Annotated in this window: 26 protein-coding genes; 13 read left to right on the top strand and 13 right to left on the bottom strand. The window is 72.2% G+C overall.

The window, feature by feature from the left end; all coding sequences use genetic code 11:
• Window positions 1-53 precede the first annotated feature (53 nt).
• Genes rfbB through ACFVH5_RS35025 form a run of 5 tightly spaced genes read right to left on the bottom strand, consistent with a single transcriptional unit; the run spans window position 54 to window position 5,131 of the window.
• Entirely contained in the window at window positions 54-1,025 is a 972-nt protein-coding gene (gene rfbB, locus ACFVH5_RS35005; RefSeq protein ID WP_385837705.1) for a dTDP-glucose 4,6-dehydratase, read from the bottom strand.
• Window positions 1,013-2,359, bottom strand: a complete 1,347-nt coding sequence (locus ACFVH5_RS35010) for an activator-dependent family glycosyltransferase (protein WP_385837706.1) — start codon at window positions 2,357-2,359, stop codon at window positions 1,013-1,015. Before ACFVH5_RS35010 ends, rfbB begins: the two co-directional genes overlap by 13 nt.
• A gap of 25 nt (window positions 2,360-2,384) precedes the next feature.
• Entirely contained in the window at window positions 2,385-3,746 is a 1,362-nt protein-coding gene (locus ACFVH5_RS35015) for a P450-derived glycosyltransferase activator (protein WP_385837707.1), read from the bottom strand.
• A 50-nt stretch (window positions 3,747-3,796) separates the two neighbouring features.
• Entirely contained in the window at window positions 3,797-4,651 is an 855-nt protein-coding gene (locus ACFVH5_RS35020; protein ID WP_385837708.1) for an SDR family NAD(P)-dependent oxidoreductase, read from the bottom strand.
• A 45-nt stretch (window positions 4,652-4,696) separates the two neighbouring features.
• A complete protein-coding gene (locus tag ACFVH5_RS35025) occupies window positions 4,697-5,131 on the bottom strand; it encodes a nuclear transport factor 2 family protein (protein WP_385837710.1) in 435 nt (144 codons plus the stop codon).
• 218 nt (window positions 5,132-5,349) lie between these two features.
• Here ACFVH5_RS35025 and ACFVH5_RS35030 point away from each other — a divergent pair, with 218 nt between their 5' ends.
• Complete coding sequence (locus tag ACFVH5_RS35030; protein WP_384802543.1) at window positions 5,350-6,135, top strand: cyclase family protein; 786 nt, start codon at window positions 5,350-5,352, stop codon at window positions 6,133-6,135.
• Between the two features lie 76 nt (window positions 6,136-6,211).
• Complete coding sequence (locus ACFVH5_RS35035; protein ID WP_384802546.1) at window positions 6,212-6,946, top strand: class I SAM-dependent methyltransferase; 735 nt, start codon at window positions 6,212-6,214, stop codon at window positions 6,944-6,946.
• Between the two features lie 45 nt (window positions 6,947-6,991).
• Here ACFVH5_RS35035 and rfbA read toward each other — a convergent pair whose 3' ends face one another.
• The gene (rfbA, locus tag ACFVH5_RS35040) at window positions 6,992-7,867 is read right to left on the bottom strand and encodes a glucose-1-phosphate thymidylyltransferase RfbA (protein WP_385837711.1); all 876 of its coding nucleotides are present in this window, start codon (window positions 7,865-7,867) and stop codon (window positions 6,992-6,994) included.
• Between the two features lie 208 nt (window positions 7,868-8,075).
• On the opposite strand from rfbA, the gene ACFVH5_RS35045 reads away from it, so the two are divergent.
• Window positions 8,076-9,185, top strand: coding sequence for a DegT/DnrJ/EryC1/StrS family aminotransferase (locus ACFVH5_RS35045; RefSeq protein ID WP_385837712.1), 1,110 nt, complete (start codon window positions 8,076-8,078; stop codon window positions 9,183-9,185).
• A gap of 101 nt (window positions 9,186-9,286) precedes the next feature.
• On the opposite strand, the gene ACFVH5_RS35050 is transcribed toward ACFVH5_RS35045, so the two are convergent.
• From ACFVH5_RS35050 to ACFVH5_RS35075, 6 genes are all read right to left on the bottom strand, one after another.
• Entirely contained in the window at window positions 9,287-10,639 is a 1,353-nt protein-coding gene (locus ACFVH5_RS35050) for an NDP-hexose 2,3-dehydratase family protein (protein ID WP_384802555.1), read from the bottom strand.
• Window positions 10,640-10,701: 62 nt separating this feature from the next.
• Complete coding sequence (locus ACFVH5_RS35055) at window positions 10,702-11,646, bottom strand: NAD-dependent epimerase/dehydratase family protein (RefSeq protein WP_385837714.1); 945 nt, start codon at window positions 11,644-11,646, stop codon at window positions 10,702-10,704.
• Window positions 11,634-12,251, bottom strand: a complete 618-nt coding sequence (locus ACFVH5_RS35060; protein ID WP_384802561.1) for a dTDP-4-dehydrorhamnose 3,5-epimerase family protein — start codon at window positions 12,249-12,251, stop codon at window positions 11,634-11,636. The genes ACFVH5_RS35055 and ACFVH5_RS35060 overlap by 13 nt, the downstream gene beginning before the upstream one ends.
• On the bottom strand, window positions 12,252-13,592 hold the full coding sequence (locus tag ACFVH5_RS35065) for an activator-dependent family glycosyltransferase (RefSeq protein WP_385837715.1): 1,341 nt from the start codon (window positions 13,590-13,592) through the stop codon (window positions 12,252-12,254).
• A 43-nt stretch (window positions 13,593-13,635) separates the two neighbouring features.
• Window positions 13,636-15,024, bottom strand: coding sequence for an SRPBCC family protein (locus tag ACFVH5_RS35070; RefSeq protein ID WP_385837716.1), 1,389 nt, complete (start codon window positions 15,022-15,024; stop codon window positions 13,636-13,638).
• A 74-nt stretch (window positions 15,025-15,098) separates the two neighbouring features.
• Window positions 15,099-15,884 (bottom strand): SDR family NAD(P)-dependent oxidoreductase, encoded by a 786-nt coding sequence (locus ACFVH5_RS35075; RefSeq protein ID WP_385837717.1) that lies wholly within the window; start codon window positions 15,882-15,884, stop codon window positions 15,099-15,101.
• 357 nt (window positions 15,885-16,241) lie between these two features.
• Between ACFVH5_RS35075 and ACFVH5_RS35080 the strand changes: the two genes are divergently transcribed.
• Genes ACFVH5_RS35080 through ACFVH5_RS35105 form a run of 6 tightly spaced genes read left to right on the top strand, consistent with a single transcriptional unit; the run spans window position 16,242 to window position 21,712 of the window.
• On the top strand, window positions 16,242-16,640 hold the full coding sequence (locus tag ACFVH5_RS35080) for an antibiotic biosynthesis monooxygenase family protein (RefSeq protein WP_385837718.1): 399 nt from the start codon (window positions 16,242-16,244) through the stop codon (window positions 16,638-16,640).
• Window positions 16,637-17,908, top strand: a complete 1,272-nt coding sequence (locus ACFVH5_RS35085; RefSeq protein WP_385837719.1) for a beta-ketoacyl-[acyl-carrier-protein] synthase family protein — start codon at window positions 16,637-16,639, stop codon at window positions 17,906-17,908. Before ACFVH5_RS35080 ends, ACFVH5_RS35085 begins: the two co-directional genes overlap by 4 nt.
• Window positions 17,905-19,170, top strand: coding sequence for a ketosynthase chain-length factor (locus tag ACFVH5_RS35090; RefSeq protein WP_385837720.1), 1,266 nt, complete (start codon window positions 17,905-17,907; stop codon window positions 19,168-19,170). The genes ACFVH5_RS35085 and ACFVH5_RS35090 overlap by 4 nt, the downstream gene beginning before the upstream one ends.
• Before the next feature lie 33 nt (window positions 19,171-19,203).
• Window positions 19,204-19,479 (top strand): acyl carrier protein, encoded by a 276-nt coding sequence (locus ACFVH5_RS35095; protein ID WP_384802581.1) that lies wholly within the window; start codon window positions 19,204-19,206, stop codon window positions 19,477-19,479.
• Complete coding sequence (locus ACFVH5_RS35100) at window positions 19,479-20,690, top strand: ketoacyl-ACP synthase III family protein (RefSeq protein ID WP_385837721.1); 1,212 nt, start codon at window positions 19,479-19,481, stop codon at window positions 20,688-20,690. Before ACFVH5_RS35095 ends, ACFVH5_RS35100 begins: the two co-directional genes overlap by 1 nt.
• Window positions 20,687-21,712, top strand: coding sequence for an acyltransferase domain-containing protein (locus ACFVH5_RS35105; protein ID WP_385837723.1), 1,026 nt, complete (start codon window positions 20,687-20,689; stop codon window positions 21,710-21,712). The genes ACFVH5_RS35100 and ACFVH5_RS35105 overlap by 4 nt, the downstream gene beginning before the upstream one ends.
• 249 nt (window positions 21,713-21,961) lie before the next feature.
• Here ACFVH5_RS35105 and ACFVH5_RS35110 read toward each other — a convergent pair whose 3' ends face one another.
• The gene (locus ACFVH5_RS35110; protein WP_385837724.1) at window positions 21,962-22,822 is read right to left on the bottom strand and encodes a class I SAM-dependent methyltransferase; all 861 of its coding nucleotides are present in this window, start codon (window positions 22,820-22,822) and stop codon (window positions 21,962-21,964) included.
• Between the two features lie 269 nt (window positions 22,823-23,091).
• On the opposite strand from ACFVH5_RS35110, the gene ACFVH5_RS35115 reads away from it, so the two are divergent.
• The 4 genes from ACFVH5_RS35115 to ACFVH5_RS35130 all read left to right on the top strand — a co-directional run bounded on the left by ACFVH5_RS35115 (window position 23,092) and on the right by ACFVH5_RS35130 (window position 26,709).
• A complete protein-coding gene (locus ACFVH5_RS35115; RefSeq protein ID WP_328496330.1) occupies window positions 23,092-23,526 on the top strand; it encodes an ester cyclase in 435 nt (144 codons plus the stop codon).
• 46 nt (window positions 23,527-23,572) lie between these two features.
• Window positions 23,573-24,415 (top strand): BTAD domain-containing putative transcriptional regulator, encoded by an 843-nt coding sequence (locus tag ACFVH5_RS35120; RefSeq protein ID WP_385837725.1) that lies wholly within the window; start codon window positions 23,573-23,575, stop codon window positions 24,413-24,415.
• Window positions 24,416-24,520: 105 nt separating this feature from the next.
• A complete protein-coding gene (locus tag ACFVH5_RS35125) occupies window positions 24,521-25,027 on the top strand; it encodes a nitroreductase family deazaflavin-dependent oxidoreductase (protein WP_385837726.1) in 507 nt (168 codons plus the stop codon).
• Window positions 25,028-25,080: 53 nt separating this feature from the next.
• Window positions 25,081-26,709 carry an FAD-binding oxidoreductase gene (locus ACFVH5_RS35130; protein ID WP_385837727.1) on the top strand — a complete coding sequence of 543 codons (1,629 nt, stop codon included), beginning with the start codon at window positions 25,081-25,083 and terminating at the stop codon, window positions 26,707-26,709.
• Window positions 26,710-26,837: the final 128 nt, after the last annotated feature.

Here is a 26,837-nt window from a genome sequence, read left to right on the forward strand (position 1 = left end):
GCCGGCCCCCGCGGGGGCCGGCCCTTCCCGTCGCGTGTCGTGGCCGGGGCGGGTCAGACCCGCTCGGCCGTCGCGGGCATCCGCGTCAGCCGGTCGCGGTACCAGTCGACGACCTCGCGCAGACCGTCGTCGAGCGACCGCAGCGGCCGGTAGCCGAGCTCGTCGCGGATCTTCGAGTCGTCCACCGCGTACCGCAGGTCGTGGCCCTTGCGGTCGGGCACCCGCCGGACCCGGGACCAGTCCGCGCCGCACAGGTCGAGGAGCCTGCCCGTCATCTCGCGGTTCGTCAGATGCGTACCGCCGCCGATGTTGTAGATCTCGCCCGCCCGGCCGCCGGTCAGCACCGCGTGGACGGCCCGGCAGTGGTCGTCGACGTGCAGCCACTCGCGGACGTTGCCGCCGTCCCCGTACAGCGGCACGGTCCGGCCGGCCAGCAGCTCGGTGACGAACAGCGGGATGAGCTTCTCCGGATGCTGGCGCGGACCGTAGTTGTTGGCACATCGGGTGGTGCGCACGTCGAGCCCGTGGGTGCGCCAGTAGGAGCGGGCGACGAGGTCGCTGCCCGCCTTCGACGCCGCGTAGGGCGAGTTGGGCAGCAGCGGCTCTTCCTCCGTCCAGGTGCCCTCGGCGATGGACCCGTAGACCTCGTCCGTCGAGACGTGCACGAAGGTGCCCACCCCGCAGCGCAGGCTCGCCTCCAGCAGCGTCTGCGTGCCCAGCACGTTGGTGGTCACGAACTCCGCGGGCCCGGTCAGGGAACGGTCGACATGGGTCTCGGCCGCGAAGTGCACCACCGCGTCGTGCCCCGGGAACACCTTCAGGACCGCGTCGAGGTCCCGGATGTCCACCCGGTGGAAGTCGAGGCGCGGGTCCGTGAGCGGCAGGTTGTCCGTGCTTCCGGCGTACGTGAGCAGGTCGACGACGGTCACCCGGCTCGGCCGGGGTCCGGGCAGACCGCCGGCCAGCAGGGAGCGCACGTAGTGGGATCCGATGAAACCGGCGCCGCCGGTGATCAGGACACGCATGATGCGGACGTACCTCCGAGACGTCGACGCCCGTGGGCGCGGTGCTGGGCGGCCAGCCGCTCCAGTACGGGGACGACCTCCGCCGGGGTCGGGTCGGACTCCGCCTCGGTGCGCAACCGGGCGGCGGCCTCCTTGAACGAGGGCTCCTCCAGGAGCCGTACGAGCCTGTTGCGCAGCCCTTCCACCGTCACCTCGTGGGAGGGGAGATGGAGACCCGCGCCCAGTTCCTGCTGGCGGCGGGCCCGCTCGATCGCGTCCCAGATCCAGCCCATGGCTATCTGCGGGACCCCTTCGACGAGCGCGGTCGACCAGGTCCCGGCACCGCCGTGGTGCACGACGGCCGCGCAGGTCGGCAGCAGCGCGTGCAGCGGTACGTGGTCCACCAGGCGCACATTGTCGGGGACATGGGTGAGCAGCGCCCGCTCCTCGGCGCCGAGCGTGGCCACCACCTCGATGTCGAGCCCCTCGATCGCCTTGAGGACCAGGTCGACGGGGACCGCGTTCGGGAACTCGGAGGTCCGGGCCGTCAGTCCCAGGGTGACGCAGACCCGCGGGCGGGCCGGCGGGACGCGGAGCCAGTCGGGTACGACCGCGGGCACCGGGCCGTTGTAGGGGATGTAGCGCATCGGGACGGCCGGGGCGTCCGACGGCGGGCGGAAGCTGCGGGGCACCTGGTCCACCGACCACTGCCCCGTCACCGCCTCCTCGTCGAAGGGCAGGCCGTGGCGGCCGAGCGTCCACTGGAGCCACTGGCCGAGGGAGTCCTCGGGGTGCGCCGGCCCCGGTGCGCCGTCCGGGCCCGTGGGACCGGCCGTCGCAGCGGGGCCGAGCTGGGCGAGGAACGCCTGCCGCATGGGCATGAACATGTCCGGGAACGAGAGGACGCGCGCGTGGGCCGCGCCGGTCACCTTCGCGGCCACCGCCCCCGCGAACGTGAACGGCTCCCACAGGACGAGGTCGGGCCGCCAGTCGCGGGCGAACGCGACGAGTTCGTCGACCATCGGATCGTCGTTGACCAGGGCGAAGAAGGTGGCGGTCATCATCGTGTCCCAGCCCTTGAGGAAGGCGGGGGTGAGCTGGCCGGGGGCGTCGGGGTCCAGCGACTGGTCGGCGTGGTGGGACAGCACGGAGTCGCCCACCCCCTTCACCATCGCGTCGAGACCGGGGTCGGCCCCCACCGGGACGGCGGTCAGTCCGGCCGCCGTGATGCTCCCCGTCAGCGCGGGCTGGCTCGCCACCCGGACCTCGTGCCCGGCGGCCCGCAGCGCCCAGGCGAGCGGCACGGACCCGTTGAAGTGCGCGTCCAGCGCGAAGGACGTCAGCAGAACCCGCATGTCGGTCCTCTCTCCGTTTCCGTGCTCACTCGGAGGTGGTCAGGGTGAACCGCAGCACTCCGCCCAGGACGGGGGAGCGCATCCGGCGCTGCACACCGTCGGCCGGTGCCAGCCGCGGGTGGCGCTCCCGCAGGGTGCGTACCGCGGTCTCCGCCTGGAGCCGGGCGAACGCCCCGAACAGAGAGGTGTGCGAGCCGGACAGCGACAACTGCCCCTGTCCCACGGGCCGGGTGAGGTCGAAGTGGTCCGGCGCCAGGAACACCTCGGGGTCCCGGTTGGCCGCGCCGACATGGACGACGACCTGGGCGCCGGCGGGGATGTCCTGGCCGGCCAGCGTGAGGTCCTCGGCGGCGATCCGGCTCTCCAGCCGCACCGGCGGCGCGTGACGCAGCGTCTCCTCCACGGCCCCGGCCGCGAGTTCCGGGTTCTCGCCGAGCAGCGCCCACTGCCTGGGGTGCGCGAGCAGCGCCTCCACGGCGTTGTTGACCAGCCCGGCGGCGAACTCGACGCCCACGGTGGCGGTCAGTACTCCGACGGCGAGCGCATCCTCGGCTGCGGAGGAGGTCGAACCGTCGGAGCCCGCGCGCAGCACCGTGCTGAGCAGGTCGTCGCCCGGCTCGGTCCGCCGCGCCGCGACGAGGTCGGCGACGAGGGCGCGTACGTCCTCGACCGCCTCGGTGAGCCGGCGGGTGACCACGAGCGGCTGCGGGCAGAGGGCCGCGTCGAGCGCGACGCCCAGGGCGAGACAGGCGTCGGCGAACCGCTCGCGCTGCGCGTCCGGGACGCCGAGCAGCGCGGCGGCGGCCTCGGTCGCCACCGGGCGGGAGTAGTCCGCCATGAGGTCGAAGGAGGCACCGAGCCCGTCGGCGGTCTCCTGGTGGACGCGTTCGGCGTGCTTGCGGTGGCCGTCCGCCGCGGCCCCGCCGAGCACCGGGGCCGCCGACCGCTCCCAGCGCGCGTGGTCGGCGCCCGAGGCGTGCAGGAAGGCACGGTCCAGCGGAATGATGTGGCACAGCAGCGGATTGCTCCACGCGTCCGAGAAGACGTGCCGCTGGAGGCCGGGCAGATCGGCGTGCCGCAGGCTCAGCCGCGGGTCGGCCAGCACCTCGGCGGCCACGGCGTGCCGGCCGGTGACCCAGGCCCCGGCCGCGCTCTGCCACAGCGGGGTCTCCGCCTCCCGTATGCCGCGGGCCAGCAGCACCGGGTCGTCGCTCTCCGCGCGCAGCGTCAGGGCGTACGGGTCGCCGCTGGTCCCGTAGATCCAGTGGAAGCCCCGGGCGGTCAGCAGATGGCGGCCGAGTTCGCTGTCGGTCTGCCGGACCTGCTGGGTCTGCCGGGCCTGCCCGGGTGCGGCGGGGGTCGTCTCGTCGGTTTCCGTGTCGGTCACGGCAGTCTCCTTCGGGGCGGGGTGTGGCACAGCGGGGCGTGGTGCGGGTTTCAGGTGAGGGACAGGCCGCCGTCGACCGCGAGCACCGCGCCGGTCGCGTAGGCGGCACGCGGGTCGGTGAGCTGGACCGCCCACCAGGCGATGTCCTCGGGGCGGCCGACCCGTCCGGCCGGGACGACGCTGGCGATGTGCCGGAGGAAGCCCGCGTAGGCCTCCGGTGTCATGCCGGACCGTTCACCGATACCGGTGTCGATCACGCCCGGGGCGAGGCCCAGGACCCGGATGCCGCGGGGCGCGAGTTCCACGGCCCAGGTCCGGGTGAGGAAGTCGAGCCCGGCCTTGGCGGCACCGTAGATCCCGTTCTCCGGCCAGGCGCGGCGGTACAGCGCGCCGGCCGAGCCGATGTTCAGCACGGTTCCGCCGCCTTCCGCCGCGAGGGCGTCCAGGGCCTGCCGGGTGAGCAGCAGCGGGGCCAGGAGGTTGGTGTCGAGCTGGTCGCGGGCCGCCTCCCGCTTGGTCTCCGCGAGGGCGGTGAAACCGCCGGAGGCCGCGTTGTTGACCAGTACGTCGATACGGCCGAACGCGTCCAGTGCCGCGTCGGTGACGGCCCGCGGGGTGTCCGGGTCGGTGAGGTCGGCGGTGAGGACGTCGATGCCGGGACGGCCCTCGGCGGTCCGGGCGAGGGTCGCGGGCGTGCGGCCCACGACGAGCACACGGTCGCCGCGGTCGGCGAAGGCACGGGCCACGGCCCGGCCGATCCCGGTCCCGCCGCCGGTGACGATCACGCCCCGGGGCGCGGCGGGGTCCTGTGCCGCGCCCGGGGCCGGGATCGGGGCCGGGGTCGCTCCGGTGGCCCGTGCCGCGTTCGTGCCCCGTACCGCGTTCGTGTCGGGTGTCGCGCTCATGTCCGGGACCGTAGGCCGGGGCGCTCGATTCGCGGTCGACTCCCGCTACGGCCGGTCGTCACGGGTCACCACCCTGTCCCTGACCAGCAGTTCGCCCGCCTCGCGCACGAGGACGTCCCGGCAGACGCACACCAGGTGCAGTCGGGCGGGGCCGCCCCGCGGGACGGCGACGATCGAGACCAGGCTCTCGGCGGTCAGCGAGCCGTCGTCCGCCGGGGTGACGGTGAGCATGCCGACGTAGTGGCGGTGGATCCCGCCTGCGGCGGCGAGGCCCGCCGCGGCCTGCCGGGCGCCCTCGGTCAGGGCCGGGCGACCGCGCACCGGCTCCGGGAGCGAGGGCGGCTTGAACGCGCCGTCCTCGGTGAAGGTGCCGGCCCAGGTCTCGGCCTCGCCCGAGTCCAGATCCCGCATCTGCCGTGCGTAGAAGTGCTGTACCTCGGCGTAGACGTCCGTCGGGGCCGTCGGGGCCTGTACCGCCATGCCGTGTTCCTTCCGCCGCTCCCGTTCCCGGGTTCCGGGTGAGGTCACGACGGTGGCAGTGAGCCCTCCAGGATCGGTCGAGCGCCGGACAGGCCCTGGCGCTGGCGGCCGTACAGCCGGGCTCCAACGCTTCTCTAGCCGCGCTGGTGAGCATGGGCTGGCCGGCTTGCAGGAACGCCGGCGGAACGCTTGCGGAAACCCATCGCCGGGAGGCTCGTGTGCGCATCATCGACCTGTCCTCGCCCGTGGACGCGGCGGGTTTCGAACCCGATCCCGTGGTGCACGACGTGCTCGGCCCGAAGGAGGCCGCCACGCACATGAGCGAGGAGATGCGCGACCACTTCGGGATCGACTTCGATCCGGCCGTCCTGCCGGAGGGCGAGTTCCTCTCGCTCGACCGGCTCCAGCTGACGACCCACACCGGGACGCACATCGACGCGCCCTCGCACTACGGGACGCGCGCCTCCTACCGGGACGGCCCGCCCCGGCACATCGACGAGATGCCGCTCGACTGGTTCTTCCGGCCCGCGGTGGTCCTCGACCTGAGCGACCAGGGCACCGGCGCGGTCGGCGCCGACGTGCTCCAGCGGGAGCTGGACCGGATCGGCCACACCCTGTCGCCCATGGACATCGTGCTGCTGCGCACCGGCGCCGACGCGTGGTCGGGGACGCAGAAGTACTTCACGGACTTCACCGGGCTCGACGGCTCGGCCGTGCACCTGCTGCTCGACCAAGGTGTACGGGTGATCGGCACGGACGCCTTCAGCCTGGACGCGCCGTTCGGCGACATCATCGGCCGCTACCGGGAGACCGGGGACCGCTCGGTGCTCTGGCCCGCCCACATGATCGGCCGCGACCGGGAGTACTGCCAGATCGAACGGCTCGCGGGGCTGGAGCAGTTGCCCGTCTCCCGCGGCTTCCGTCTCGCGTGCTTCCCCGTACGGATCGCCGGTGCCGGCGCGGGCTGGGCGAGGGCGGTGGCCCTGCTCGACGAGGACGAGTGACAGGGCGGCCGGGAAGCACCGCGGCCGAGCGGACCACGTTCCACGCCCACCAGGGCGACAACGGGAGGAGACACACATGTACGGCCGGGAACTCGCGGACGTGTACGAGGCCGTCTACCGCAGCCGCGGCAAGGACTGGGGGGAGGAGGCCGCGGACGTCTCGCGGCTCATCGCCGAACGCCGCCCGGGAGCCGACTCGCTGCTCGACGTGGCCTGCGGCACGGGCGCCCATCTCAGCGTGTTCGGCGAGCGGTTCGAGGTCGCCGAGGGGCTGGAGATAGCGGAGCCGATGCGCCGGCTCGCCGAACAGCGGCTGCCCGGCACCACGGTCCACGCGGGCGACATGCGCGACTTCTCGCTGGGCCGTACCTACACCGCGGTGAGCTGCATGTTCTGCGCCATCGGCTATCTGGGGACGCTGGACGACATGCGGTCCGCCGTCCGGTCGATGGCCGCGCACCTGGAGCCCGGCGGCGTCCTGGTCGTCGAACCCTGGTGGTTCCCCGAGAACTTCATCGAGGGCTATGTCGCGGGTGACCTGGCCCGTGAGGAGCACCGCACGATCGCGCGGATCTCGCACACCACCCGCAAGGGCCGGGCCACCCGCATGGAGGTCCGTTTCACCGTGGGGGACGCCGCCGGTATCCAGCAGTTCACCGAGATCGACGTACTGCACCTGTTCACCAAGGAGGAGTACGTCTCCGCGTTCACCGACGCGGGCTGCTCCGTGGAATTCCTGGAGGACGGTCCCACCGGCCGCGGCCTTTTCGTCGGTGTACGCGAGGAGATCGGTGTACGCGAGAAGAACTGAGAGAAGCCGGGCGGGAGGAGGCCGGCCGGGAAGCGGCCGGGATGCTCAGGGCGCCATTTCGCGGGCCACCGACATCACGTACTGGCCGTATCCCGACTGGGACATCTTCTCGCCGAGCCGGTGGCAGGATTCCGCGTCGATGAATCCCATCCGGAGCGCGACCTCCTCGACGCAGGCGATGCGCACACCCTGCCGTTCTTCGAGGGTCCGCACATATTGAGCGGCCTGGAGCAGGGATTCCGGAGTTCCGGCGTCGAGCCAGGCGAAACCGCGGCCGAGGTCGACCAGACGGGCTCGGCCGCGGGCCAGGTAATTCCGGTTGACGTCGGTGATCTCCAGTTCTCCGCGCGCCGAGGGGCGGAGGTTCTTGGCGATGTCCACCACTTCGTTGTCGTACAGATAGAGGCCCGTGATGGCGAGGTCGGAACGCGGCCGGGCCGGCTTCTCCTCCAGGGAGACCAGGCGCCCCGACGCGTCGGTCTCGCCCACCCCGTAGCGCTCCGGGTCCTCCACGGGATAACCGAACAGCACACAGCCCTGTACGTCCCTGACGTTGCTCTGGAGCAGGTCGTAGAAGTGGTGGCCGTGGAAGATGTTGTCGCCCAGGACCAGCGCCACGTCGTCGTCGCCCACATGGTCGGCGCCGATGACGAAGGCCTCGGCCAGCCCGGCCGGCCGGTTCTGCACGGCGTAGTCGATGCGGACGCCGAGCTGCGAGCCGTCGCCCAGGAGGCGGCGGAACTGGTCCAGATCGCGCTCGGTGCAGATGAGCAGGATCTCCTTGATGTCCGCGAGCATCAGCACCGAGAGCGGATAGTAGATCATCGGTTTGTCGCCGACCGGGAGAAGCTGCTTCGACACGGAAACGGTTATCGGATGGAGCCTTGTTCCCGTACCGCCGGCGAGAATAATCCCCTTCATGGGTATGCCCCTGTCCTCGATTTATGCCCATGCTAACGACCGAATTCGTTCGGCAGCAAGCAGGAAATCCCCTGGTCCAGGGAAATTCGAGCGGTAATAGAGGGGAAACCGGGGTTGTGGGCCGGCCCGGCCATGTGATGTGCTGCGAGGGGATGGTGACGCCCTGCGGCAAGGAAATCATGTCAGCAATGGGAGGGAAGCGAATTCGATGACGACTCTCGTATGGGACTACCGGCAGGAATACGAGAACGAACGCGCCGATATTCTGGACGCCGTGGAAACGGTCTTCAACTCGGGTCAGCTCGTCCTCGGTGACAGTGTCCGCGGCTTCGAGCAGGAGTTCGCCGGCTACCACGGCGCGAGCCACTGCGTAGGCGTCGACAACGGCACCAACGCGATCAAGCTGGCGCTCCAGTCGCTCGGCGTCGGCCCCGGCGACGAGGTCGTCACGGTGTCCAACACCGCGGCCCCCACCGTGATCGCGATCGACTCGGTGGGCGCCACCCCGGTGTTCGTCGACGTCCACCCGGACAGCTATCTCATGGACACCGAGCAGGTGGCCGCCGTCCTCACGCCCCGGACCCGGTGCCTGCTCCCCGTCCACCTCTACGGGCAGTGCGTCGACCTGGCACCCCTGGAGGCACTCGCCGCCGAGCACGGCCTGGTCCTCGTCGAGGACTGCGCCCAGGCCCACGGCGCCCGCCGCGACGGACGGCTGGCCGGCACTACCGGGGACGCCGCCGCCTTCTCCTTCTACCCGACGAAGGTGCTCGGCGCCTACGGCGACGGCGGGGCCGTAGTGACCTCCCGGGACGACGCCCACCGTGCCCTGCGCCGGCTGCGCTACTACGGCATGGAGGAGCGGTACTACGTCGTCGGCACCCCGGGCCACAACTCCCGGCTCGACGAGGTGCAGGCCGAGATCCTGCGGCGCAAACTGGGCCGCCTCGACACCTACGTACAAGGGCGGCAGGCCGTCGCCCGCCGCTACGAGGAGGGGCTCGGCGACACCGACCTGGTGCTGCCGCACACCGTCCCCGGCAACGAGCACGTGTACTACGTCTACACGGTGCGCCACCCCCGGCGCGACGACATCATCAAGGCCCTGAAGACGTACGACATCGAACTGAACATCAGCTATCCCTGGCCGGTGCACACGATGTCCGGCTTCGCCCACCTCGGCTACCCGGCGGGCTCGCTGCCCGTCACCGAGGAACTGGCGGGCCAGATCTTCTCGCTGCCCATGTACCCGGCCCTCGCGCCGGACATCCAGGACAAGGTGATCAGCGCGGTGCGTGACGTGCTGGACAGCCTCTGAGCCCGTGCGGCGGGCCCGCCCCGGCCCGCCCCGCGCACACCGAAGGCCCGGCGGAGGGATCCCGCCGGGCCTTCGGTGTGCGCAGGGGCGCTCTCAAGAGGTCACCCGGTGGAGTCGGCCGCCCGCAGTGCGCGCCAGCACGCCACCAGGCTCCGGGCCTGCACGTTGAGGTAGTGGCTGTGCCGCAGCAGCTGCGTCAGCTGGTCCATGGTCAGCCACCGGTAGTCGGGGTGGCCGGGATCCTCGGGGACGTCGCTGTCCACGATCAGATAGCGGTTGCGGGCGTGGAAGAAGCGGCCGCCCTCCTCGGAGAGCACGGCCTCGTAGCGGATGCGCCCGGGCCCGGCGGCCAGCACCTCGTCGAGATGGCGGGGCCGGGCCGCGGGCGGCAGCCAGGCGTAACTGTCCGGCACGCACTGCACGGTCGGCGCCAGTTCCACCACGTCCGCATAGCCCGGCTCGGTGCGGGCGTGCAGCAGGACGTGCGGCTCCCCGCCGATCTCCCGGGTCAGGAAGGCGATGACGCCCGTGCCGCGCGGCTCGATCATCGGCTGGCGCCAGGTGCCGACCTCACGGCCCGCGGCCGTCACGGAGACCCCGATGACGTCGAAGAAGCCGCCGCTCTCGTGCGCGTAGCCCATCTCGCCGTGCCGCCACTCGTCGAGCGCGTTGAGGGCGATCCGCTCGGTGTGCACCGACGCCAGCGAGCGGGCGCCGGCGATCCAGCTCAGTACGTCGGTCATCCCGTGCAGGGCGCCGTCCGGCCGCGCGGCGTGCGGCAGACAGGCCAGTACGGTGCGCGCGTCCATGTTGATGATGTCGTCGCGCGACAGCAGCCGGTACAGCTGCCCGAGCGTGAACCAGCGGAAGCCCTCCAGGACCTCCACCTCGGTGGTCGTCTCCACCACCATGTTGCGGTTGCGCTTGCGGTAGAACCAGGCGCCCTGCTCCGACTGCCGGACGTCCGCGAGCACCCGGTGCCGCGAGGTGTCCCGGAAGTAGTCCACGTACGGCACGGGCTTGCCCTTGTGGACGCCGGTGTAGTTGCTGCGGGTCGCCTGCACGGTGGGGGACAGCTGCAGTCCGCCGGGGTTGCCCGGTTCGGCCTTGGCCTGCATCAGGAAGTGCGGGACCCCGTCGAACTCCTTGATCAGGATGCCGAGGATGCCCACCTCGGGCTGGTCGATGATGGGCTGGTCCCACCAGGGCACGGCGTTGCCGGGATCGTGCACCCGAAGGCCGTGGACCGTGAAGAACTTGCCGCTGCGGTGCCGCAGATCACCGGTGACCGGGGTCTGGTACCACTGGTCGAGGGCCGCCAGCGGTATCCGCTCGGCCGTCGTGTAGATCTGCTCCCCGTACTCGGCGAACCAGTCGTCGAATCCGGCGAGATCGGTCCGCGGGCTCTCCACCGCCGCGGCCGACCTGGCGATACGGGCCGTCACATCGGCCATCTGAACTCCTCGTCGTGGATGGAAGCGTGGAGGGGCGTACGCGGCTCGCCCGGCGCGGCCGTTCAGTCGGCGGGGGTCTCCCAGGTCGCCCGCATCGCCTCGGCCAGCGGGATCCGGGGCTTCCAGCCGAGCAGTTCGCCGGCCAGCCGGATGTCGGCCAGGGTCCAGCCGCCGCCCTTGCTGGCGATGGGCCCGTCCTCGACCCGGATCGCCTGCGGCGGCAGCCCCGAGGCGGCGACCAGCAGGTCCACCAGCTCGCGCATGGCGGTGGCCTCGCCGCGGCCGATGTTGACGACCTGTCCGGTGGCCGGTGACGCCACGCCGAGGACCACGGCCTCGGCCAGGTCGCGCACGTCGATGAAGTCCCGCCGCGCGTCCGCGACCCGCAGTGTCACCGGGTCGCTCGCGTCCGCGGCCCGCAGCCGGTCGACGACCGCCCCGAGGAAGCTGGCCCGGGTGGTGCGGGGGCCGCACACGTTCACCGCGCGCAGCACCAGCCCGTCCACGCGGCCCGCCCTGGTGGCGTCGAGCACCAGCTCGGAGCCGGCCAGCTTGGTGCGCGCGTACATGGTGGCCGGCCGGGGCTCCAGGTCCTCGCCGATGGCGAGCGGCTCGGCCACCGGACCGTACTCGTGGATCGAGCCGACATGGATCAGCCGCGGGCGGTCGTCCATCAGGGTCACGGCCTTCACCAGCCGCTCGACCAGGGTGATGTGGGCGTACCGCATCTCCTCCTCGGTCGTGCCCCAGCCGCCCGTCACGTTGACCACGGTGCTCACCCGGTGCCGGGTGAGCAGCCGCGCGAGTTCGGCGGGCGGGACCGCCGCCACGTCGAGGCCGGCGAAGACGTGCCCCGCCGCCGCGGGCCCGCCGCGCCGGGCGACGGCGAGTACCTCGTGTCCCTCGCGGGCCAGCGCGGCGCTCACACAGCGGCCGACGCAGCCGGTGGCCCCGAGCACCGCGACCCGGGACCCCTCGGCCGGCGGCCGACCGCTCAGGGCCGCCACAGTGCGGCCTCGATCCGACGGCACTTGTCGTACTCCGGCAGGCCGCCCTCCGCCCGCACCTGGGCGAGCAGGGGCGCGGCCGTGTCCCGCGCGGACAGCAGGGGTGCCACGTCCGTCGGGATGGGCAGGCCGAGCGCCGGGTCCAGCGGGGACAGGGACAGCTCGTGCTGGGCCTCGTAACTCCCGGAGAGCATGTACGACATCACCGTGTCGTCCTCCAGGGCGATGAAGGCGTGTCCGACGCCGACCGGGAAGTACATGGCGCCGAAGGTCTCCTGGTCGAGCACGGAGGAGTCCCAGCGGCCGAAGGTGGGCGAGCCGACGCGGATGTCCACCACGATGTCGATGGCACGGCCCCGGGCGCAGTACACGTACTTGGCGACGCCCGGCGGGGTGACCGTGTAGTGGATGCCCCGGACGGTGCCGCGCCTGGACCTGCTGTGGTTGGACTGCGCGACGGGGAAGAGGGGGTGTCCCAGGGCCTCCACGAACGCCGGTTCCTGGTACGGCGAGGTGAACAGGCCGCGGTCGTCCTCGAAGACGGGCGGGTTGAAGGCGTACGCGCCGGACACGGCGAGTTCGCGGAACCTCACGGCGGTGGTCATCTACAGCTCCCCCCGGACGGTGTCGCCGGCGGTCGCGGTCGCCGGTGTGCGGCGGGTCGCGCGGTGTTCCGCCACGAGTTTCTCCAGCACCGGGACGATGTCGTTGGGGCTCGGCGTCCCCACCATCTCCCGGCGGATCCGCGCGCAGTTCTCCGCGAACGACGGCTCGTCCAGCAGCCGCAGCACGTGGTCGCGCAGGTCCTGCGCGGTGTAGTGGTCGACGTCGTGCAGATAGAGACCCGCGCCGGTCTTCTCCAGCTGCTTCGCCTTGTGGATGGTGTCCCAGACCATGTCGGGCACGATCAGCTGCGGGACCCCGTGCGCGAGCGCCGTCTGGAAGGTGCCGCTGCCGCCGTGGTGGATGACCGCGGAGCAGGTCGGCAGCAGCGCGTTGAGCGGGACGAAGTCGACGGCCCGTACGTTGTCGGGGAGTTCGAGACCGGCGAGCTGCTTCTCGTTGAGGGTCGCGACCACCTCGACGTCCAGCTCCGCCAGCGCCGAGACGAGTTCGCCGATGGAGGCACGGTCGCCGTCCAGCACCTCGCGGTGGGCCACGCCAAGGGTCAGACAGATCCGGCGCTTCTTCGGCGGCTCGTGCAGCCAGTCAGGGATGACGGCCTGGCCGTTGTAGGGGATGTACCGCAGCGGGACGAACGGCTGCTTCACCGGGAACCGCATCGACGGCGGCACCGGGTCGATCGTCCACTGGCCGACCGCCACCTCCTCCTCGAACCCGGCGCCGTAGCGGCCGAGCGTCCAGGTCAGCCACTCGCGCAGCGGATCGTCCCGCTGCTCGGGCAGCCGCTCCGCCTGGAGGTCGAGGAAGGTCTCGCGCATCCGGCCCAGCAGGTCGAGCCCGAACAGCAGCCGGGCGTGGGCGGCGCCGGTGACCTGCGCGGCCACCGGTCCGGCGAAGGACAGCGTGTCCCAGACGACCAGGTCGGGCTGCCACTCGCGGCTGAACGCGACCAGGTCGTCGATCATGCGTTCCGGGCAGGAGTTCTGGAAGGCCATCGCCGTCATCGAGGTGAACACCCCGAGGACGTGGTCCCAGGTCAGCATCTCGGGACGGGTCTCCGTCATGTCCATCCCGGCTTCCGCCTGGCTCTCCATGATCTCGGCGTCGTCGCCCAGGCCCTCGTTGACCCGCTGCATCTGCTCCTCCAGGAGCAGCGGCTCACCGACGCACACGGCGGTCAGCCCGGTACGGGTGATGTCCTCCGCCAGGTCCGGCTGGCTGGCGACACGGACCTCGTGACCGGCGGTCTGGAGGGCCCAGGCCAGCGGGACCTGGGCATGCATATGGGACTTCGCGGCGAACGTGGTGAACAGGACCTTCATCGATCTCCCTCTTCGCAGAGCAGATGGTGGCGTGCGGCGGTTCTCACTGCCCGTCGTGGCCGACGTACCGGTGCTTCACCAGCCAGCCGGCCCCGTCTCCGGCCCCGTCCTCGCCTTCGTCGGCGACGAGGACGTCCTGGCACGACGTGCTCAGCCGGATCTGTGGAGCGGCGCCCGCCGCGGTCGACACGACCAGGGCGTCGTAGCCCGTGCGCACCGAACCGTCCGGGAACCGCCAGGCGGCCGGCAGGCCCAGCCAGTGCCGGCGGACCGTGCCGGCGGGCGCCGCGGGCCGGCCGCGCACCGCCGCCGCGATCGCCGCCCGGCCGCGCACAGGCTCGGCGAACGAGCTCTGGTCGAAGGCCCCGTCCTCGGCGAAGGTGTCCGCCCAGGCGTCCCCCTCGCCCTCGTCGAGGAGCCGCATCTGCCGGGCGTAGAACCGCTGGATCGAGGCGTACTCGGCGGGCGGCACCGCTTCGGACTTCGCCCGCCCCTCCGCGTACTCCTTGGCGTGCCGCATGGTGATCGTGCTGTTGCCGCCGAGCGCGTCCCGGATGAAGGTGCGGGCGTCGGCGGTGGTGGCGCCGGCGCCGAGGACCTTGCCGACGGCCGCGGCGTTGACGACCACGGTGTGCCGGGAGACGGCCACGCAGCCGGACGGGATCTCCCGCACCGTCCACTCACCGGTGTGCACCGACATCAGGGCCGGGGTCTGCAGCTGCTTGTACGAGATCCGCCCGTCGGGCAGGCAGATCCGCACCGAGGCCGTGGTGTGCGTCGAGCCGTCGGGCGTACGGGTGTCCATCTCCAGGTGCTGGACGTCGGGCGTGTCCTCCTTCAGCAGCACCCGGGCGACGTGCGGCAGCCGCTCCTGCCACTCGCCCGCGTCGTGCAGGAAGTCCCGGACCTCCTGCGCCGGGGCGTCGATCCGCACCGAGTCCTCGAAGGTGTACGGGGCTTCGTCGGTGCCGGTGCGCAGCGCGGCGGACTCCAGCGCGGCCAGCTCGGCGCCGCTGTTGCGCTCGATCGCCTCCAGGATCCAGCTGACGTTGCGCTCCAGGCCGTCCACCGCCCGGAAGTCGTGCAGCAGCCGCACCCGGCTGCCGCCGCCGGGGAGCGCCTCGACGATCCACTCGCCGCCCATCGCGGCGACGGGGTCCTGGGAGACCTCCTGGCGGAAGCGGATCCGCAGCCCGTCGCGGTCCAGGGTCCGCCGCGAGGTCCAGGACTTGACCTCGCCGTTGGCGGTGGCCCAGATCCGCAGCCGCTCCTCGTCGTCCGAGCGCTCCAGATACTCCACGTGCAGGCTCGGCGGGAAGACGAACGGCCAGTCCTGCGCCCGCTCCACCAGGCCGAAGACGGCCTCCGGGGCGGCGGCCACCGTGATCGTGTGCTCGGTCCTGTGCGTCTCGTGCTGCGTCTCGTGCGCCATGCTGATCCCCTCTGTCCGCCCGGTCCGCCCGGTCCCCGGGCTGTCCGCCCGCGGCCGGGCGGCCGGGCCCGCTGTCAGTAGTTGCCGAGCCCGCCGCAGACGTTCATCGCCTGGGCGGTGATCGACGCGGCCGTCGGGGAGAGCAGATAGCCGACGAGCCCGGCGACCTCGTCCGGCGTGGAGTAGCGGCCGAGGGGGATCTTCGCCTCGAACTTCTCCAGCACCTCGTCCTCGGTGATGTCCCAGGCGCCCGCGTAGCCCTGGCGCACCCGCTCGGCCATCGGCGTCTCGACATAGCCGGGGCAGACGGCGTTGACGGTGATGCCCGTCTTCGCCAGTTCCAGGCCGAGGGCCTTGGTGAAGCCGACCACGCCGTGCTTCGACGCCGAGTAGGGCGCTCCCAGCGCCACGCCCTGCTTGCCGCCCGTCGAGGCGATGCTGACGATCCGTCCGGTGCTCAGCTCCAGCATTCCGCCGGTCGTCAGCACCTCCCGGGTCATCCGGAAGACGCTGTTCAGGTTGGTGTCGATCACGTCGAGCCACAGCTCGTCGGGTATCTGCGCGGTGTGGCCGCCACCGCTGCGGCCAGCGTTGTTCACCAGGACGCCGACGGGGCCGAACCGGTCCCTGGCCTCCTGGACGAAGGCGCGTACCCGCGCGGTGTCCCGTACGTCGCAGGAGGCGCCGTCGACCTCGTGGCCGGCCTCGCGCAGTTCCTTGACGGTGTGGGCGACCCGGTCGCCGTCGCGGGCGCAGATGAAGACCCGCGCCCCGCCCTCGGCCAGGCTCCGGGCCACGGCGAGACCGATCCCGCTGGTGGCACCGGTGACGATGGCGACGCTCTCTGCTGCTGGCGGCATGACGGCTCCTCAGCGGTCCCTGCGGGGTGGCTGCGACGGGTGTCTGTGACGGATGGCTGCGACGGGTGTCTGCCACGGACGTCCGTGGTGGAGGTCCGTGGTGGGTGCCCGTGATGGGTGTCCGCTCCGGATGCCGGACGACAGCGAGGGTTTCAGCGGCCGCTCGAATCACGCTCGACCCACGGCCCGGCCCGGGCTCCAGCGGCCTTCCACCCGCCTGCGAGACCAGGCACGCAGCGTGGAGCGACACGAACGATCGCACGATGTCAAGCGATGCCAGGTCACACGAACGGGTCAAAAACAGACCTGACAACACCGGGCAATACCGGGCAACACCGTTGAACGAGGAGGCCATTGATGACGGATCACGAGCCAGACGCCAGGGAGGCCGGCGCCGTGACCTTCGTGAACACCTTCACCGTGCACGCCGAACCCGAGGTGTTCGAGAAGGAGTTCGCGCGGACGTCCGCGTTCATGGCGCGGCAGCCGGGCCTGATCCGGCACACGCTCTCCCGGCACGCGGAGCGGCCCGGCCAGTACGTCAACGTCGCCGAGTGGCGGGACGTCGCCTCGTTCCGCGCGGCCGTCTCGCACGCCGACTTCCAGCCGCACGCCGGCGCGCTGCGCGCCCTCGCCGAAAGCCGGCCGGAACTGTATCTGGCCCGGCAGCGCCGCGACGGCACAGCGGAGTCCGGGGGGCCGGCGTCCGAGGGCCCCGCGCTCGACGGGGCGGCCGGCACGGGGGAGGGGATATGACCGCCCGGCGGGTGGTGATCACCGGCCTCGGAGTGATCGCCCCGGGCGGCATCGGCACGAAGGCGTTCTGGGAACGCATCGTCTCCGGAGTCTCCGCGACCAGGACCATCACGGCCTTCGACGCGACGCCGTTCCGCTCCCGGATGGCTGCCGAATGCGACTTCGACGGGGCCCGCCACGGACTGTCGGCCCGGGACACCGCCCGGCTGGACCGCGCCTCCCAGTTCGCCCTGGTCGCCGCCCGCGAGGCGCTGGCCGACAGCGGCGTCGAGATCGACGGGAGCAACGCGCACCGGACCGGCGTCAGCCTCGGCTCCGCCGTCGGCTGCACGCTGAAACTGGAGGAGGAGTACGTCGCCCGCAGCGACGGCGGCAAGCGGTGGCTGGTCGACCACGCGGCGGGCACCCCGTACCTCTACGACTACTTCGTACCCAGCTCGATGGCGGCGGAGGTCGCCTGGGAGGCCGGCGCCGAGGGCCCGGCCGCGCTCGTCTCGGCGGGCTGCACCTCCGGCCTCGACTCCCTGGGCCACGCCGTCGAACTCATCCGTGAGGGCAGCGCCGACATCATGATCGCCGGGGGCAGCGACGCCCCCATCGCGCCGATCACCGTGGCCTGCTTCGACGCCATCAAGGCCACCTCGCCGCGCAACGACACCCCCGGCCACGCCTCCCGGCCCTTCGACCGGACCCGCAGCGGCTTCGTCCTGGGCGAGGGCGCCGCCGTCCTCGTACTGGAGGAACGGGAGTCGGCCCTGCGGCGCGGGGCGCAGGTGTACGCCGAGATCGCCGGCTTCGCCGCCCGCGCCAACGCCCACCACATGACCGGACTGCGTCCCGACGGCCTGGAGATGGCCGCCGCCATCACCGGCGCGCTCGACGACGCCCGGATCGACCGCGAGACCGTCGGCTACGTCAACGCCCACGGCACGGCCACCCGGCAGAACGACATCCACGAGACGGCTGCCATCAAGCACAGCCTGGGCGAGCACGCCCACCGCGTCCCGGTCAGCTCCATCAAGGCGGTCATCGGCCACTCGCTCGGCGCCGTCGGCTCCATCGAGGCCGCCGCCTCCGCCCTGGTGATCCGGCACGGCGTGATTCCCCCCACGGCGGGACTGCACGAACCGGACCCCCAACTCGACCTCGACTACGTGCCGTTGACCGCCCGCGACCAGCCCGTCGACACCGTGCTGACGGTGGGCAGCGGCTTCGGCGGCTTCCAGAGCGCGATGGTGCTCACCGCGTCCGAAGGGAAGCGCCCATGACCACCGCGCCCACGACCGCCCGGCCGACGACCACCGCGGCCGGGACCGCCAGGGCCGTGGTCACCGGGGTCGGCGTGCTCGCGCCCAACGGGATCGGGGCCGAGGAGTACTGGGCGGCGACCCTGCGCGGGGAGAGCGGCATCGCCCGCATCACCCGCTTCGACCCCTCCTCGTACCCCTCCCGGCTGGCCGGGGAGGTCACCGGGTTCTCGGTGCGCGACCACATCCCCAGCCGGCTCGTGCCGCAGACCGACCGCACCACGCAGTTCGCCCTCGCGGGCGCCGACTGGGCGCTCGCCGACGCAGGGCTGAACGCCGACAGCCTGCCCGCCGACGAGCGCGGGGTGGTCACCGCCAGCGCCTCCGGCGGCTTCGAGTTCGGCCAGCGCGAACTGGGCCACCTGTGGGGCAAGGACCCCAAGCACGTCAGCGCGTACATGTCCTTCGCCTGGTTCTACGCGGTCAACTCGGGCCAGGTGTCCATCCGGCACGATCTGCGCGGGCCCACCGGGGTCCTCGTCACCGACCAGGCGGGCGGCCTCGACGCGGTCGCCCAGGCCAGGCGCCGCATCCGCAGGGGCACCCCGCTGATGCTGACGGGCGGCATGGACGCCTCGCTGTGCCCGTACGGGCTCGCCGCGCAGATCTCCGCGGGCATCCTCAGCGGGAGCGAGGACCCGACCCGCGCCTATCTGCCCTTCGACGCCGCCGCCGACGGCCATGTGCCCGGCGAGGGCGGAGCGATCCTCACCCTGGAGGACGCGGACCGGGCCCGGGAACGCGGGGCACGGGTCCACGGGGAGATCGGCGGGTACGCCGCCACCTTCGACCCCCGCCCGGGCTCGGGCCGCCCCTCCAACCTGGAACGGGCCGTCCGCGGGGCGCTGGACGACGCCGGACTGCGGCCCGGTGACATCGCGTTCGTCCTCGCGGACGGCGCCGGTGAACCGGAACCCGACCGCGTCGAGGCCCAGGCCCTGACCGCGGTCTTCGGGCCCGGCGGTGTACCGGTCACGGTCCCCAAGACCATGACGGGACGCCTCTACTCGGGCGCCGCGCCGCTCGATCTCGTCACGGCCCTGTTCGCCCTGCGGGACGGCGTCGTCCCGCCGACGGTCCACGTCGAGGAGACCACGGGCCACGACATCGACCTGGTGACCGGCGCCCCGCGGCCCGTCACGGGAGACGCCGCGCTGGTACTGGCGCGGGGCCGCGGGGGCTTCAACAGCGCCATGGTCGTACGCGGTCCCGCGGCGGCCTGAGACCCATCCACCACCCCTTACCGAGGAGACGTCATGTCCGCTTTCACCACCGAGGACCTGTTCAAGATCATGCGTGAGTGCGCGGGCGAGGAGGAGGCCGTCGACCTGTCGAGCGCCGCCGCGGAACAGGAGTTCGCCCTGCTCGGCTACGACTCCCTGGCCCTCATGGAGGCGATCAGCAGGGTCGAGCGCGGCCACGGCATCACGCTGCCCGAGGAGACGCTCGGCGAGGCGCTGACCCCCGCGGCGTTCGTCGCCGCCGTGAACGCCGCGCTCGCCGACCGCATGCCCGCGGCGGGGGCCGCCTGATGACCGAGGCGGGCGCCGGCGCCGGGGGAACTCCCGCCGTGGAGAGTCCCGCGCCGGACATCCGGATCGCGGGGTGCGCGGTCTGGCTGCCGCCGCGCACCCCGGTCGCGGACGCCGTCGCGGCCGGGCTGTGCGACGAGGCCCTGGCCACGGCCACCGGCATGCTGTCGGTGGCCGTGGCGCAGGACGAGCCGGCCCCCGAGATGGCGGCCCGCGCGGCCCGGACCGCCCTTGAGCGGTCCGGCCTCCGGCACGCGGGCACCGACTCCGGTTCCGGCACCGGCTCCGACCGCGAGTCCCGCTCCGGTGGCGTGCCCGGCTCCGGTGATGCGTCGGGCTCCGGTGACGTGTCGCTGATCCTGCACGCCAGCTTCTTCTACCAGGGGCACGACCTGTGGGCGCCCGCCTCGTACGTCCAGCGCGCCGCCGTCGGCAACCGGTGCCCCGCGATCGAGCTCGGCCAGGTCTCCAACGGGGGCATGGCCGGGCTCGGGCTCGCGGTCGACCATCTGCGGGCCGGACCGGCGGCCGGAGAGCCGGACCGCCGGGTCCTGCTGACGACCGGCGACGCCTTCCGCCCACCCGGCTTCGACCGCTGGCGCAGCGACTCCGGCACCTTCTACGGGGACGGGGGCACCGCCCTCGTGCTGTCCTCGGCGGAGGGCTTCGCGCGGATCCGGGGCCTGGCCACCGTCTCCGTGCCGGAGCTGGAGGGGATGCACCGCGGTGACGACCCGTTCGGCCACGCCCCGTTCAGCCACCGGCCGGTGGTCGACCTGGACGCCTGCAAGAAGGACTTCCTGGCCACCCACCGGGTGCCCCAGGTGATCGCGGCGAGCGGAGCCGCGCAGGACGCCGCCGTCGAACGGGCCCTCGCCGCCGCCGGGGTCACGCTCGCCGACGTCGACCGGTTCGTCCTGCCCCACCTGGGCCGCAAGCGGCTGCGGGCGGGACACCTCGCCCGCTTCGGCATCGCGGAGGAACGCACCACCTGGGAGTGGAGCCGCGGCATCGGGCACCTCGGCGCCGGCGACCAGATCGCCGGGTTCGACCACCTGGTCGCGTCCGGGAGCCTCGGCGCGGGGGACCTCGTCGTGTGGATGAGCGTGGGCGCCGGGTTCACCTACTCCTGCGCGGTCGTCGAAATGCTCGAACGGCCCGCCTGGGCGGCCACGACACCACCCCCGACCTCTGTAGGAGGCGCCGCATGACCGCCGAACGCCCGCTGCCCGTGGCCCTGTTGCTGCCGGGCCAGGGCTCCCAGCATCCGCTGATGGCCACGGGCCTGTACGGGTACGAGCCGGTGTTCACCGCGGCGATGGACGAGTTCTTCGACGCGGCGGGCCCCGAGGGCGGTCCGCTGCGCGAGGACTGGCTGGCCGAACGGCCCGCCACGGAACTGGACCACGTCACCCGCTCGCAGCCGCTGCTCTTCGCGGTGGACCTCGCGCTGGGCCGACTGGTGCTGAGCTGGGGCGTGCGCCCGGCCGCCCTCCTCGGGCACAGCATCGGGGAACTGGCCTCGGCGGTGCTGGCCGGGGTGTTCGGCACACGGGACGCGGTGGGCCTGGTGCTCGACCGGGTCGGGCGGCTGGCGAAGGCCCCGCCGGGCGGCATGCTCGCGGTCGCCGCGTCCACCGCGGAGGTGGAGCCGTATCTGAGCGGGGACGTGGTCGTGGGCGCGGTCAACGCCCCGCGCCAGACCATCCTGGCCGGCCCTGACGGACCGCTGGACAAGGCCGGCCGCGCGCTCGGGGAGGCCGGGTTCGTGTGCCGCCGGGTCCCCTCGCTCAGCGCCTTCCACAGCCCCATGCTGGAACCGGCCTGCCAGGGCACGGCCGAACGCTTCGCAGCGGTGCCCAAGAACACCCCCTCCCCGCCGGTCCACTCGGCGTACACCGCCGCCCCGTTGACGCGGGCCGACATCGACGACCCGTCCTTCTGGGCACGGCAGCCCGTGGCGCCGGTGCTGTTCTGGCCCGCGCTGGAGGGGCTGCTGGCGACGGGCGATCACCTGCTGGTGGAGGTGGGTCCCGGACAGGGCCTGTCCCAGGTGGCCCGCCGCCACCCGGCCGTCCGGCGGGGCACGAGCACGGTGGTGTCCCTGCTGCCGGCCCGACCGGGCCCACCGGAGGCGGACCGGGCCGCGATCGAGGCCGCGGTGGCGCGCATCACGGCGGCGGGACACGCCGTCACGACCGCAGCCCACCCGCACCCCGCGCCGACCGCCTGACGGCACGTACGGCGGCGCGGCGCCGCACCCCCGCGTGCAGTCGCACCCCGCATACAGCCGTACACCGCTGACGCCCCGCCCCCGGTCATTGCACGGGGGCGGGGCGTCGGCTTCGTCACCTGCGGGCCGGTGGGGGCTGGTCGCGCAGTTCCTCGCGCCCCTGAGGGGCGGGCGTGGGCTTGGTTTTCTGCGGGGCGGTGGGGGCTGGTCGCGTAGTTTCCCGCGCCCCTGAGGGGCGCGAGGGCGTGATCAGGTGCGTACGGTCGCCGTGACGTACCGGACGGGTGTGTCGATCGTGAGCGGCCCGTCCCCGTCCCGCATCGCGTCGAGCGAGGTGATCAGCCGCTCGCGCAGCTGCTGCCGCTTGTCGTCCGCGAGGTGGTTCCAGAGCAGACGCATGCCCTGCGTGTGCGACCAGTCCACCCAGGCCGTCCCGGACTCGGCCACCAGCCGGACGGACTCGTCGACGACGGACACGTCCTGGAAGCCCGCCTTCTCCAGGGTGCGGGCGAGGTCGGCCGGGTCCGCGAGCCAGCTGTTGAAGCGCTGCGAGAGCCGCTCGGGCTGCCACTGCGGCGGCAGGTCGAGCAGCAGCTCGCGCGGGATGAGTTCGGTGAACACCGGCGGGAGGAAGGGGAAGGTGTCCTCGCTGAACACCGGGCTGGTGAAGGCGAGCCGCCCGCCGGGGGAGAGCAGCGGCGCGTACCGGGCCAGTGCCGCGGGCGCGTCGGGCAGGAAGATGACGCTGTAGCTGCCCAGGACGACGTCGAAGGAGCCCGGTTCGAAGTCGGGGTGCTCCCCGTCCATCACCCGCAGCTCGACCGTGCCGGCATCGCGCAGCGCGGCCTCCTTCGCGGCCTCCTCGATCATCGCCTCGGCGACGTCGATGCCCACGACACGGCCCGTCGCCCCCACCCGCTCGGCCGCGGGGAAGACACAGGCTCCCCGGCCGCAGCCGACGTCGAGGACCCGTGCGCCCTCGCCGGGGGCCGCGCGTTCCACCAGGCGCCGGCCCATCGGAGTGAAGAACTCCACGCCGAGCCGGTCGTAGGACGCCGCGGCGCTGTTGAAGGCCGCCGCCACTTCGGATTTGTACGTGGACGTGTCCACTGAATCTCCCGCTCTCTCGGTGGACACACCACTTTTCCCCGCCGGTCTCGGGCACGGATGGAGAGGCCTTGGAGTGCCACTGGACCGCCGCTGGACACAAAGCAAAGAAGTCCCCGGGAGGCCGATCCGCTCTTGTTCCGGAGGATCGCGTCTCCTAAGAATTGATTCCGGAACGGACCGCCGCACCGGTTCCGGATCGGCGGTGACCGATTCAGCGTCGACAGCGGATGATTCGGGACCGATTTCGTACCGATTCGCGAGGAGAAAACGTGAGCGACCAGATAGCGAGCGTCCGGCGCCTGGTGGAGGCGTACAACACCGGGAAAACGGACGACGTGGCCGAGTACATCCATCCGGAATACATGAATCCGGGAACTCTGGAATTCACCTCGATGCGTGGCCCTGAGCTTTTCGCGATCAATGTCGCGTGGGTCAAGAGGACGTTCTCGGAGGACGCGCGCCTGGAGGAGGTGGCCATCGAGGAGAACGGCGACTGGGTGCGCGCCCGGCTGGTGCTCTACGGGCGGCACGTCGGCGAGATGGTCGGCATGGCCCCCACCGGTCGGCTGTTCTCCGGTGAGCAGATCCACCTCCTCCACTTCGTCGACGGCAAGATCCATCACCACCGCGACTGGCCCGACTACCAGGGCACCTACCGCCAGCTCGGTGAGCCGTGGCCGGAGAAGGAGCACCGCCGTCCGTGACGGCGGATTCCTCGAAGGCCACGGATCAGGGGTAGGGGGAGGCGCGATGGAATTCGGTGTGCTGGGACCGCTGTACGTCCGGGTGGACGGGGAGACGACCGCCCCGAGCGCCCCGAAGCTGCGGAACGTACTGGCGATGCTGCTCGTCCACACGGGGCAGGTGGTGCCCGTGCCCTCGCTGGTGCGGGATCTGTGGGACGACGATCCACCCGTCAGCGGTCTGACCACGCTGCAGACGTACATCCTGAACCTGCGCAAGATGTTCTCCGCGGTCACCGGGCTGACCACCGACGAGGTGGCCCGCGACATCCTGGTGACCAGGGCGGGCGGATACGTGCTGGCCGCCGAGGCGGGCACGCTCGACCTGCACCGCTACCGCCGGCTGGTGACCTCCGGCCGGGAGGCGCTGGTGCGCGGCGACGACGCGGCCGGGGTACGGGACCTGAACGAGGCGCTGCTGATGTGGCGGGGCCCCGCGCTGGTCGACGTACCGGCCGGGCGGGTGCTGGAGAGCCGGCGCCGGCAGCTGGAGGAGTCCCGGCTCGCCGCCTTCGAGTACCTGGTCGACGTGGAGCTGCGGCTCGGCATGTACCGCGAGGTGTTGGCCGAGCTGGCGGCCCTCACGGTGGAGAACCCGCTGCACGAGGGCCTGCACGGCCAGTACATGTGGGCCCTGCACCTCAGTGGCCGCAGGGCGCAGGCGCTGCAGGTCTTCCACCGGCTGCGGGGCGCGCTGGTCGCGGGCCTCGGACTGGAACCGGGGCCCCAGGTGCAGCGGCTGCACCGGGCGGTGCTGAACGCGGACACCGACTTCGAGCCCCGTTTCGCGGTGGGCCGGGCCCCGGTCGCGGTTCCGGCCAGCGCGTTCGGCGGGGCACGCCCCTACTGACGTACCGGTGTCCCTACGGAGTACCGGTACTCAAATTTGATTGCGCCGCCGGGTCCAGCGTGACTAGGGTGGTAGCTAGACAAATTTGATTAGTTCGGAGGGGTCATGCCGGAGGAGCACGAGGCGGAGCAGCAGGAGCAGTCGGAACAGCCGGAACAAGTGGGGCAGTCGGAACAGCCGGAGGAGGCGCCCGTCGACAGTCCGACGGGCTGGGTCGCGGCGCACATCCGCCGCTACGACCGCAGCGGCGGCAAGGAGGGGGCGAAGTGGTACGGGCTCGACACCCTGCTTCTCACCACCCGCGGCCGGAAATCGGGAAAGCTGCGCCGCACCGCGGTGATCTACGGCCGCGACGGCGACAACGTCGTCGTGGTCGGTTCGAACGGCGGAAAGCCCGAGCATCCGCTCTGGTATCTCAATCTCGTCGCCTCGCCCGAGGCTCATGTCCAGATCGGTGAGGAACATCTCGACGTGCGCGCCCGTACCGCGACCGCCGAGGAGAAGCCGGATCTCTGGAAGCTCATGACGGGGCTTTTCCCGCAGTACAAGAGTTACCAGAAGAAGACCACCAGGGAAATTCCCGTGGTGATTCTGGAGCCCGTCGAGCCGTAACCGCCGACGGTGCACGTCAGACATTGCATGCACGGAAAGGAAAGGTGTCTGTGTTGAACGAATTCACGCGCCGTGGATTCCTCGGCAGCGCGGCGGCGGTCGGCGGGGTCACTGTGGTCACCACGGCCGTCCCCGGTGTCCAGGCCGCCGAGGCCGCCGTCCCGGAAGCGGCACAGGGCGGCGCGTGCGGCGCCAGGACCGGGCTCGTCCAGGTGGACCGGACGGACCGGCGTTACCAGGACCTGGTCAGCCGGGGATTCAACGGACGGTTCCGCGGCAGACCCGACGCCGTGTACGTCGTGCACACGGCGGACCAGGTCGTCGACGCGGTGAACCGGGCCCTGGACGCGGGACAGCGGATCGCCGTGCGCAGCGGCGGCCACTGCTTCGAGGGCTTCGTGGACGACCCCGCCGTGCGGGCCGTCATCGACATGTCCGAGATGCGGCAGGTCTTCTACGACTCCGCCAAGCGGGCGTTCGCCGTGGAACCCGGGGCCACCCTCGGAGAGGCGTACCGCACCCTGTACCTCGACTGGGGCGTGACCATCCCGGCGGGCGTCTGCCCGCAGGTGGGCGTCGGCGGGCATGTCCTCGGCGGCGGGTACGGCCCGCTCTCCCGCCGCGACGGAGTGGTGGCCGACCACCTCCACGCCGTCGAGGTCGTCGTCGTGGACGCCTCCGGCCGGGCCCGCAAGGTCGTGGCCACCAGCGCGGCCGGCGACCCCAACCGCGAGCTGTGGTGGGCCCACACCGGGGGCGGCGGCGGCAACTTCGGCATCGTCACCCGGTACTGGTTCCGTACGCCCGGAGCCACCGGAAACGACCCGTCGGGGCTGCTGCCCAAGGCGCCGAAGTCGACCCTGCGGCACCTCGTGACCTGGGAGTGGTCCGCCCTCACCGAGAAGGCGTTCACCCGGATCATCGACAACCACGGGGCCTGGCACCAGCGCAACAGCGCCGCCGACACCCCGTACGCCAGTCTGCACAGCGTCTTCTACCTCAACAGCAAGGCGGCCGGACAGATCCTGCTGGACGTCCAGATCGACGGCGGACTGGACGGCGCCGAGGGGCTGTTGAACGACTTCGTGGCCGCGATCAACGAGGGCACGGGCGTGGAGCCCGCCGTCCAGCGGAGCACGGAACCGTGGCTGCGCGGCACGCTGGCCAACAAGTTCGACACCGGCGGGTTCGACCGGACCAAGTCCAAGGGCGCGTATCTGCGCAAGCCGTGGACCGCGGCCCAGGCCGCCACCCTCTACCGCTATCTGAGCGCCGACACCCAGGTGTGGGGCGAGGTCTCGCTCTACTCGTACGGCGCGAAGGTCAACTCCGTTCCGGAGACGGCCACCGCCACCGCCCAGCGCGACTCCATCATCAAGGTGTGGATGTCGGCCACATGGATGGATCCCACACAGGACGACGCCAACCTCGCCTGGATCCGGGAGATCTACCGCGACGTCTTCGCCACCACCGGCGGCGTCCCGGTGCCCGGCGACCGTACCGAGGGCACCTTCATCAACTACCCCGACATCGACTTGGCCGACCCGGAGTGGAACACCTCCGGAGTGCCGTGGCACACCCTCTACTACAAGGGGAACTACCCGCGCCTGCAGAAGGTCAAGGCCCGCTGGGACCCCAGGAACGTCTTCCGGCACGCGCTGTCCGTGCGGCTGCCCGACTGACGGCGACGTGACGACGGGACGACGTGACGACGGGAGGGGGGGGGGGGGGGCGGGGCGGGGGGGCCGCCCCCCCCCCCCGCCGACCCCCCCGGCCCCGCGGCGCGGCCGGGCCCCACGCCCGCGCCCCC

It is taken from the genome of Streptomyces sp. NPDC127119 (genome assembly GCF_042677425.1).
Taxonomy (GTDB): domain Bacteria; phylum Actinomycetota; class Actinomycetes; order Streptomycetales; family Streptomycetaceae; genus Streptomyces.

What these genes read in the sequence shown, in the direction of transcription:
- rfbB (WP_385837705.1), bottom strand. Translation starts at nt 1,025, where the DNA reads ATGCGTGTCCTGATCACCGGCGGCGCCGGTTTCATCGGATCCCACTAC.
- ACFVH5_RS35010 (WP_385837706.1), bottom strand. Translation starts at nt 2,359, where the DNA reads ATGCGGGTTCTGCTGACGTCCTTCGCGCTGGACGCGCACTTCAACGGG.
- ACFVH5_RS35020 (WP_385837708.1), bottom strand. Translation starts at nt 4,651, where the DNA reads ATGAGCGCGACACCCGACACGAACGCGGTACGGGGCACGAACGCGGCA.
- ACFVH5_RS35025 (WP_385837710.1), bottom strand. Translation starts at nt 5,131, where the DNA reads ATGGCGGTACAGGCCCCGACGGCCCCGACGGACGTCTACGCCGAGGTA.
- ACFVH5_RS35035 (WP_384802546.1), top strand. Translation starts at nt 6,212, where the DNA reads ATGTACGGCCGGGAACTCGCGGACGTGTACGAGGCCGTCTACCGCAGC.
- rfbA (WP_385837711.1), bottom strand. Translation starts at nt 7,867, where the DNA reads ATGAAGGGGATTATTCTCGCCGGCGGTACGGGAACAAGGCTCCATCCG.
- ACFVH5_RS35045 (WP_385837712.1), top strand. Translation starts at nt 8,076, where the DNA reads ATGACGACTCTCGTATGGGACTACCGGCAGGAATACGAGAACGAACGC.
- ACFVH5_RS35050 (WP_384802555.1), bottom strand. Translation starts at nt 10,639, where the DNA reads ATGGCCGATGTGACGGCCCGTATCGCCAGGTCGGCCGCGGCGGTGGAG.
- ACFVH5_RS35060 (WP_384802561.1), bottom strand. Translation starts at nt 12,251, where the DNA reads ATGACCACCGCCGTGAGGTTCCGCGAACTCGCCGTGTCCGGCGCGTAC.
- ACFVH5_RS35065 (WP_385837715.1), bottom strand. Translation starts at nt 13,592, where the DNA reads ATGAAGGTCCTGTTCACCACGTTCGCCGCGAAGTCCCATATGCATGCC.
- ACFVH5_RS35070 (WP_385837716.1), bottom strand. Translation starts at nt 15,024, where the DNA reads ATGGCGCACGAGACGCAGCACGAGACGCACAGGACCGAGCACACGATC.
- ACFVH5_RS35075 (WP_385837717.1), bottom strand. Translation starts at nt 15,884, where the DNA reads ATGCCGCCAGCAGCAGAGAGCGTCGCCATCGTCACCGGTGCCACCAGC.
- ACFVH5_RS35080 (WP_385837718.1), top strand. Translation starts at nt 16,242, where the DNA reads ATGACGGATCACGAGCCAGACGCCAGGGAGGCCGGCGCCGTGACCTTC.
- ACFVH5_RS35085 (WP_385837719.1), top strand. Translation starts at nt 16,637, where the DNA reads ATGACCGCCCGGCGGGTGGTGATCACCGGCCTCGGAGTGATCGCCCCG.
- ACFVH5_RS35090 (WP_385837720.1), top strand. Translation starts at nt 17,905, where the DNA reads ATGACCACCGCGCCCACGACCGCCCGGCCGACGACCACCGCGGCCGGG.
- ACFVH5_RS35095 (WP_384802581.1), top strand. Translation starts at nt 19,204, where the DNA reads ATGTCCGCTTTCACCACCGAGGACCTGTTCAAGATCATGCGTGAGTGC.
- ACFVH5_RS35100 (WP_385837721.1), top strand. Translation starts at nt 19,479, where the DNA reads ATGACCGAGGCGGGCGCCGGCGCCGGGGGAACTCCCGCCGTGGAGAGT.
- ACFVH5_RS35105 (WP_385837723.1), top strand. Translation starts at nt 20,687, where the DNA reads ATGACCGCCGAACGCCCGCTGCCCGTGGCCCTGTTGCTGCCGGGCCAG.
- ACFVH5_RS35120 (WP_385837725.1), top strand. Translation starts at nt 23,573, where the DNA reads ATGGAATTCGGTGTGCTGGGACCGCTGTACGTCCGGGTGGACGGGGAG.
- ACFVH5_RS35125 (WP_385837726.1), top strand. Translation starts at nt 24,521, where the DNA reads ATGCCGGAGGAGCACGAGGCGGAGCAGCAGGAGCAGTCGGAACAGCCG.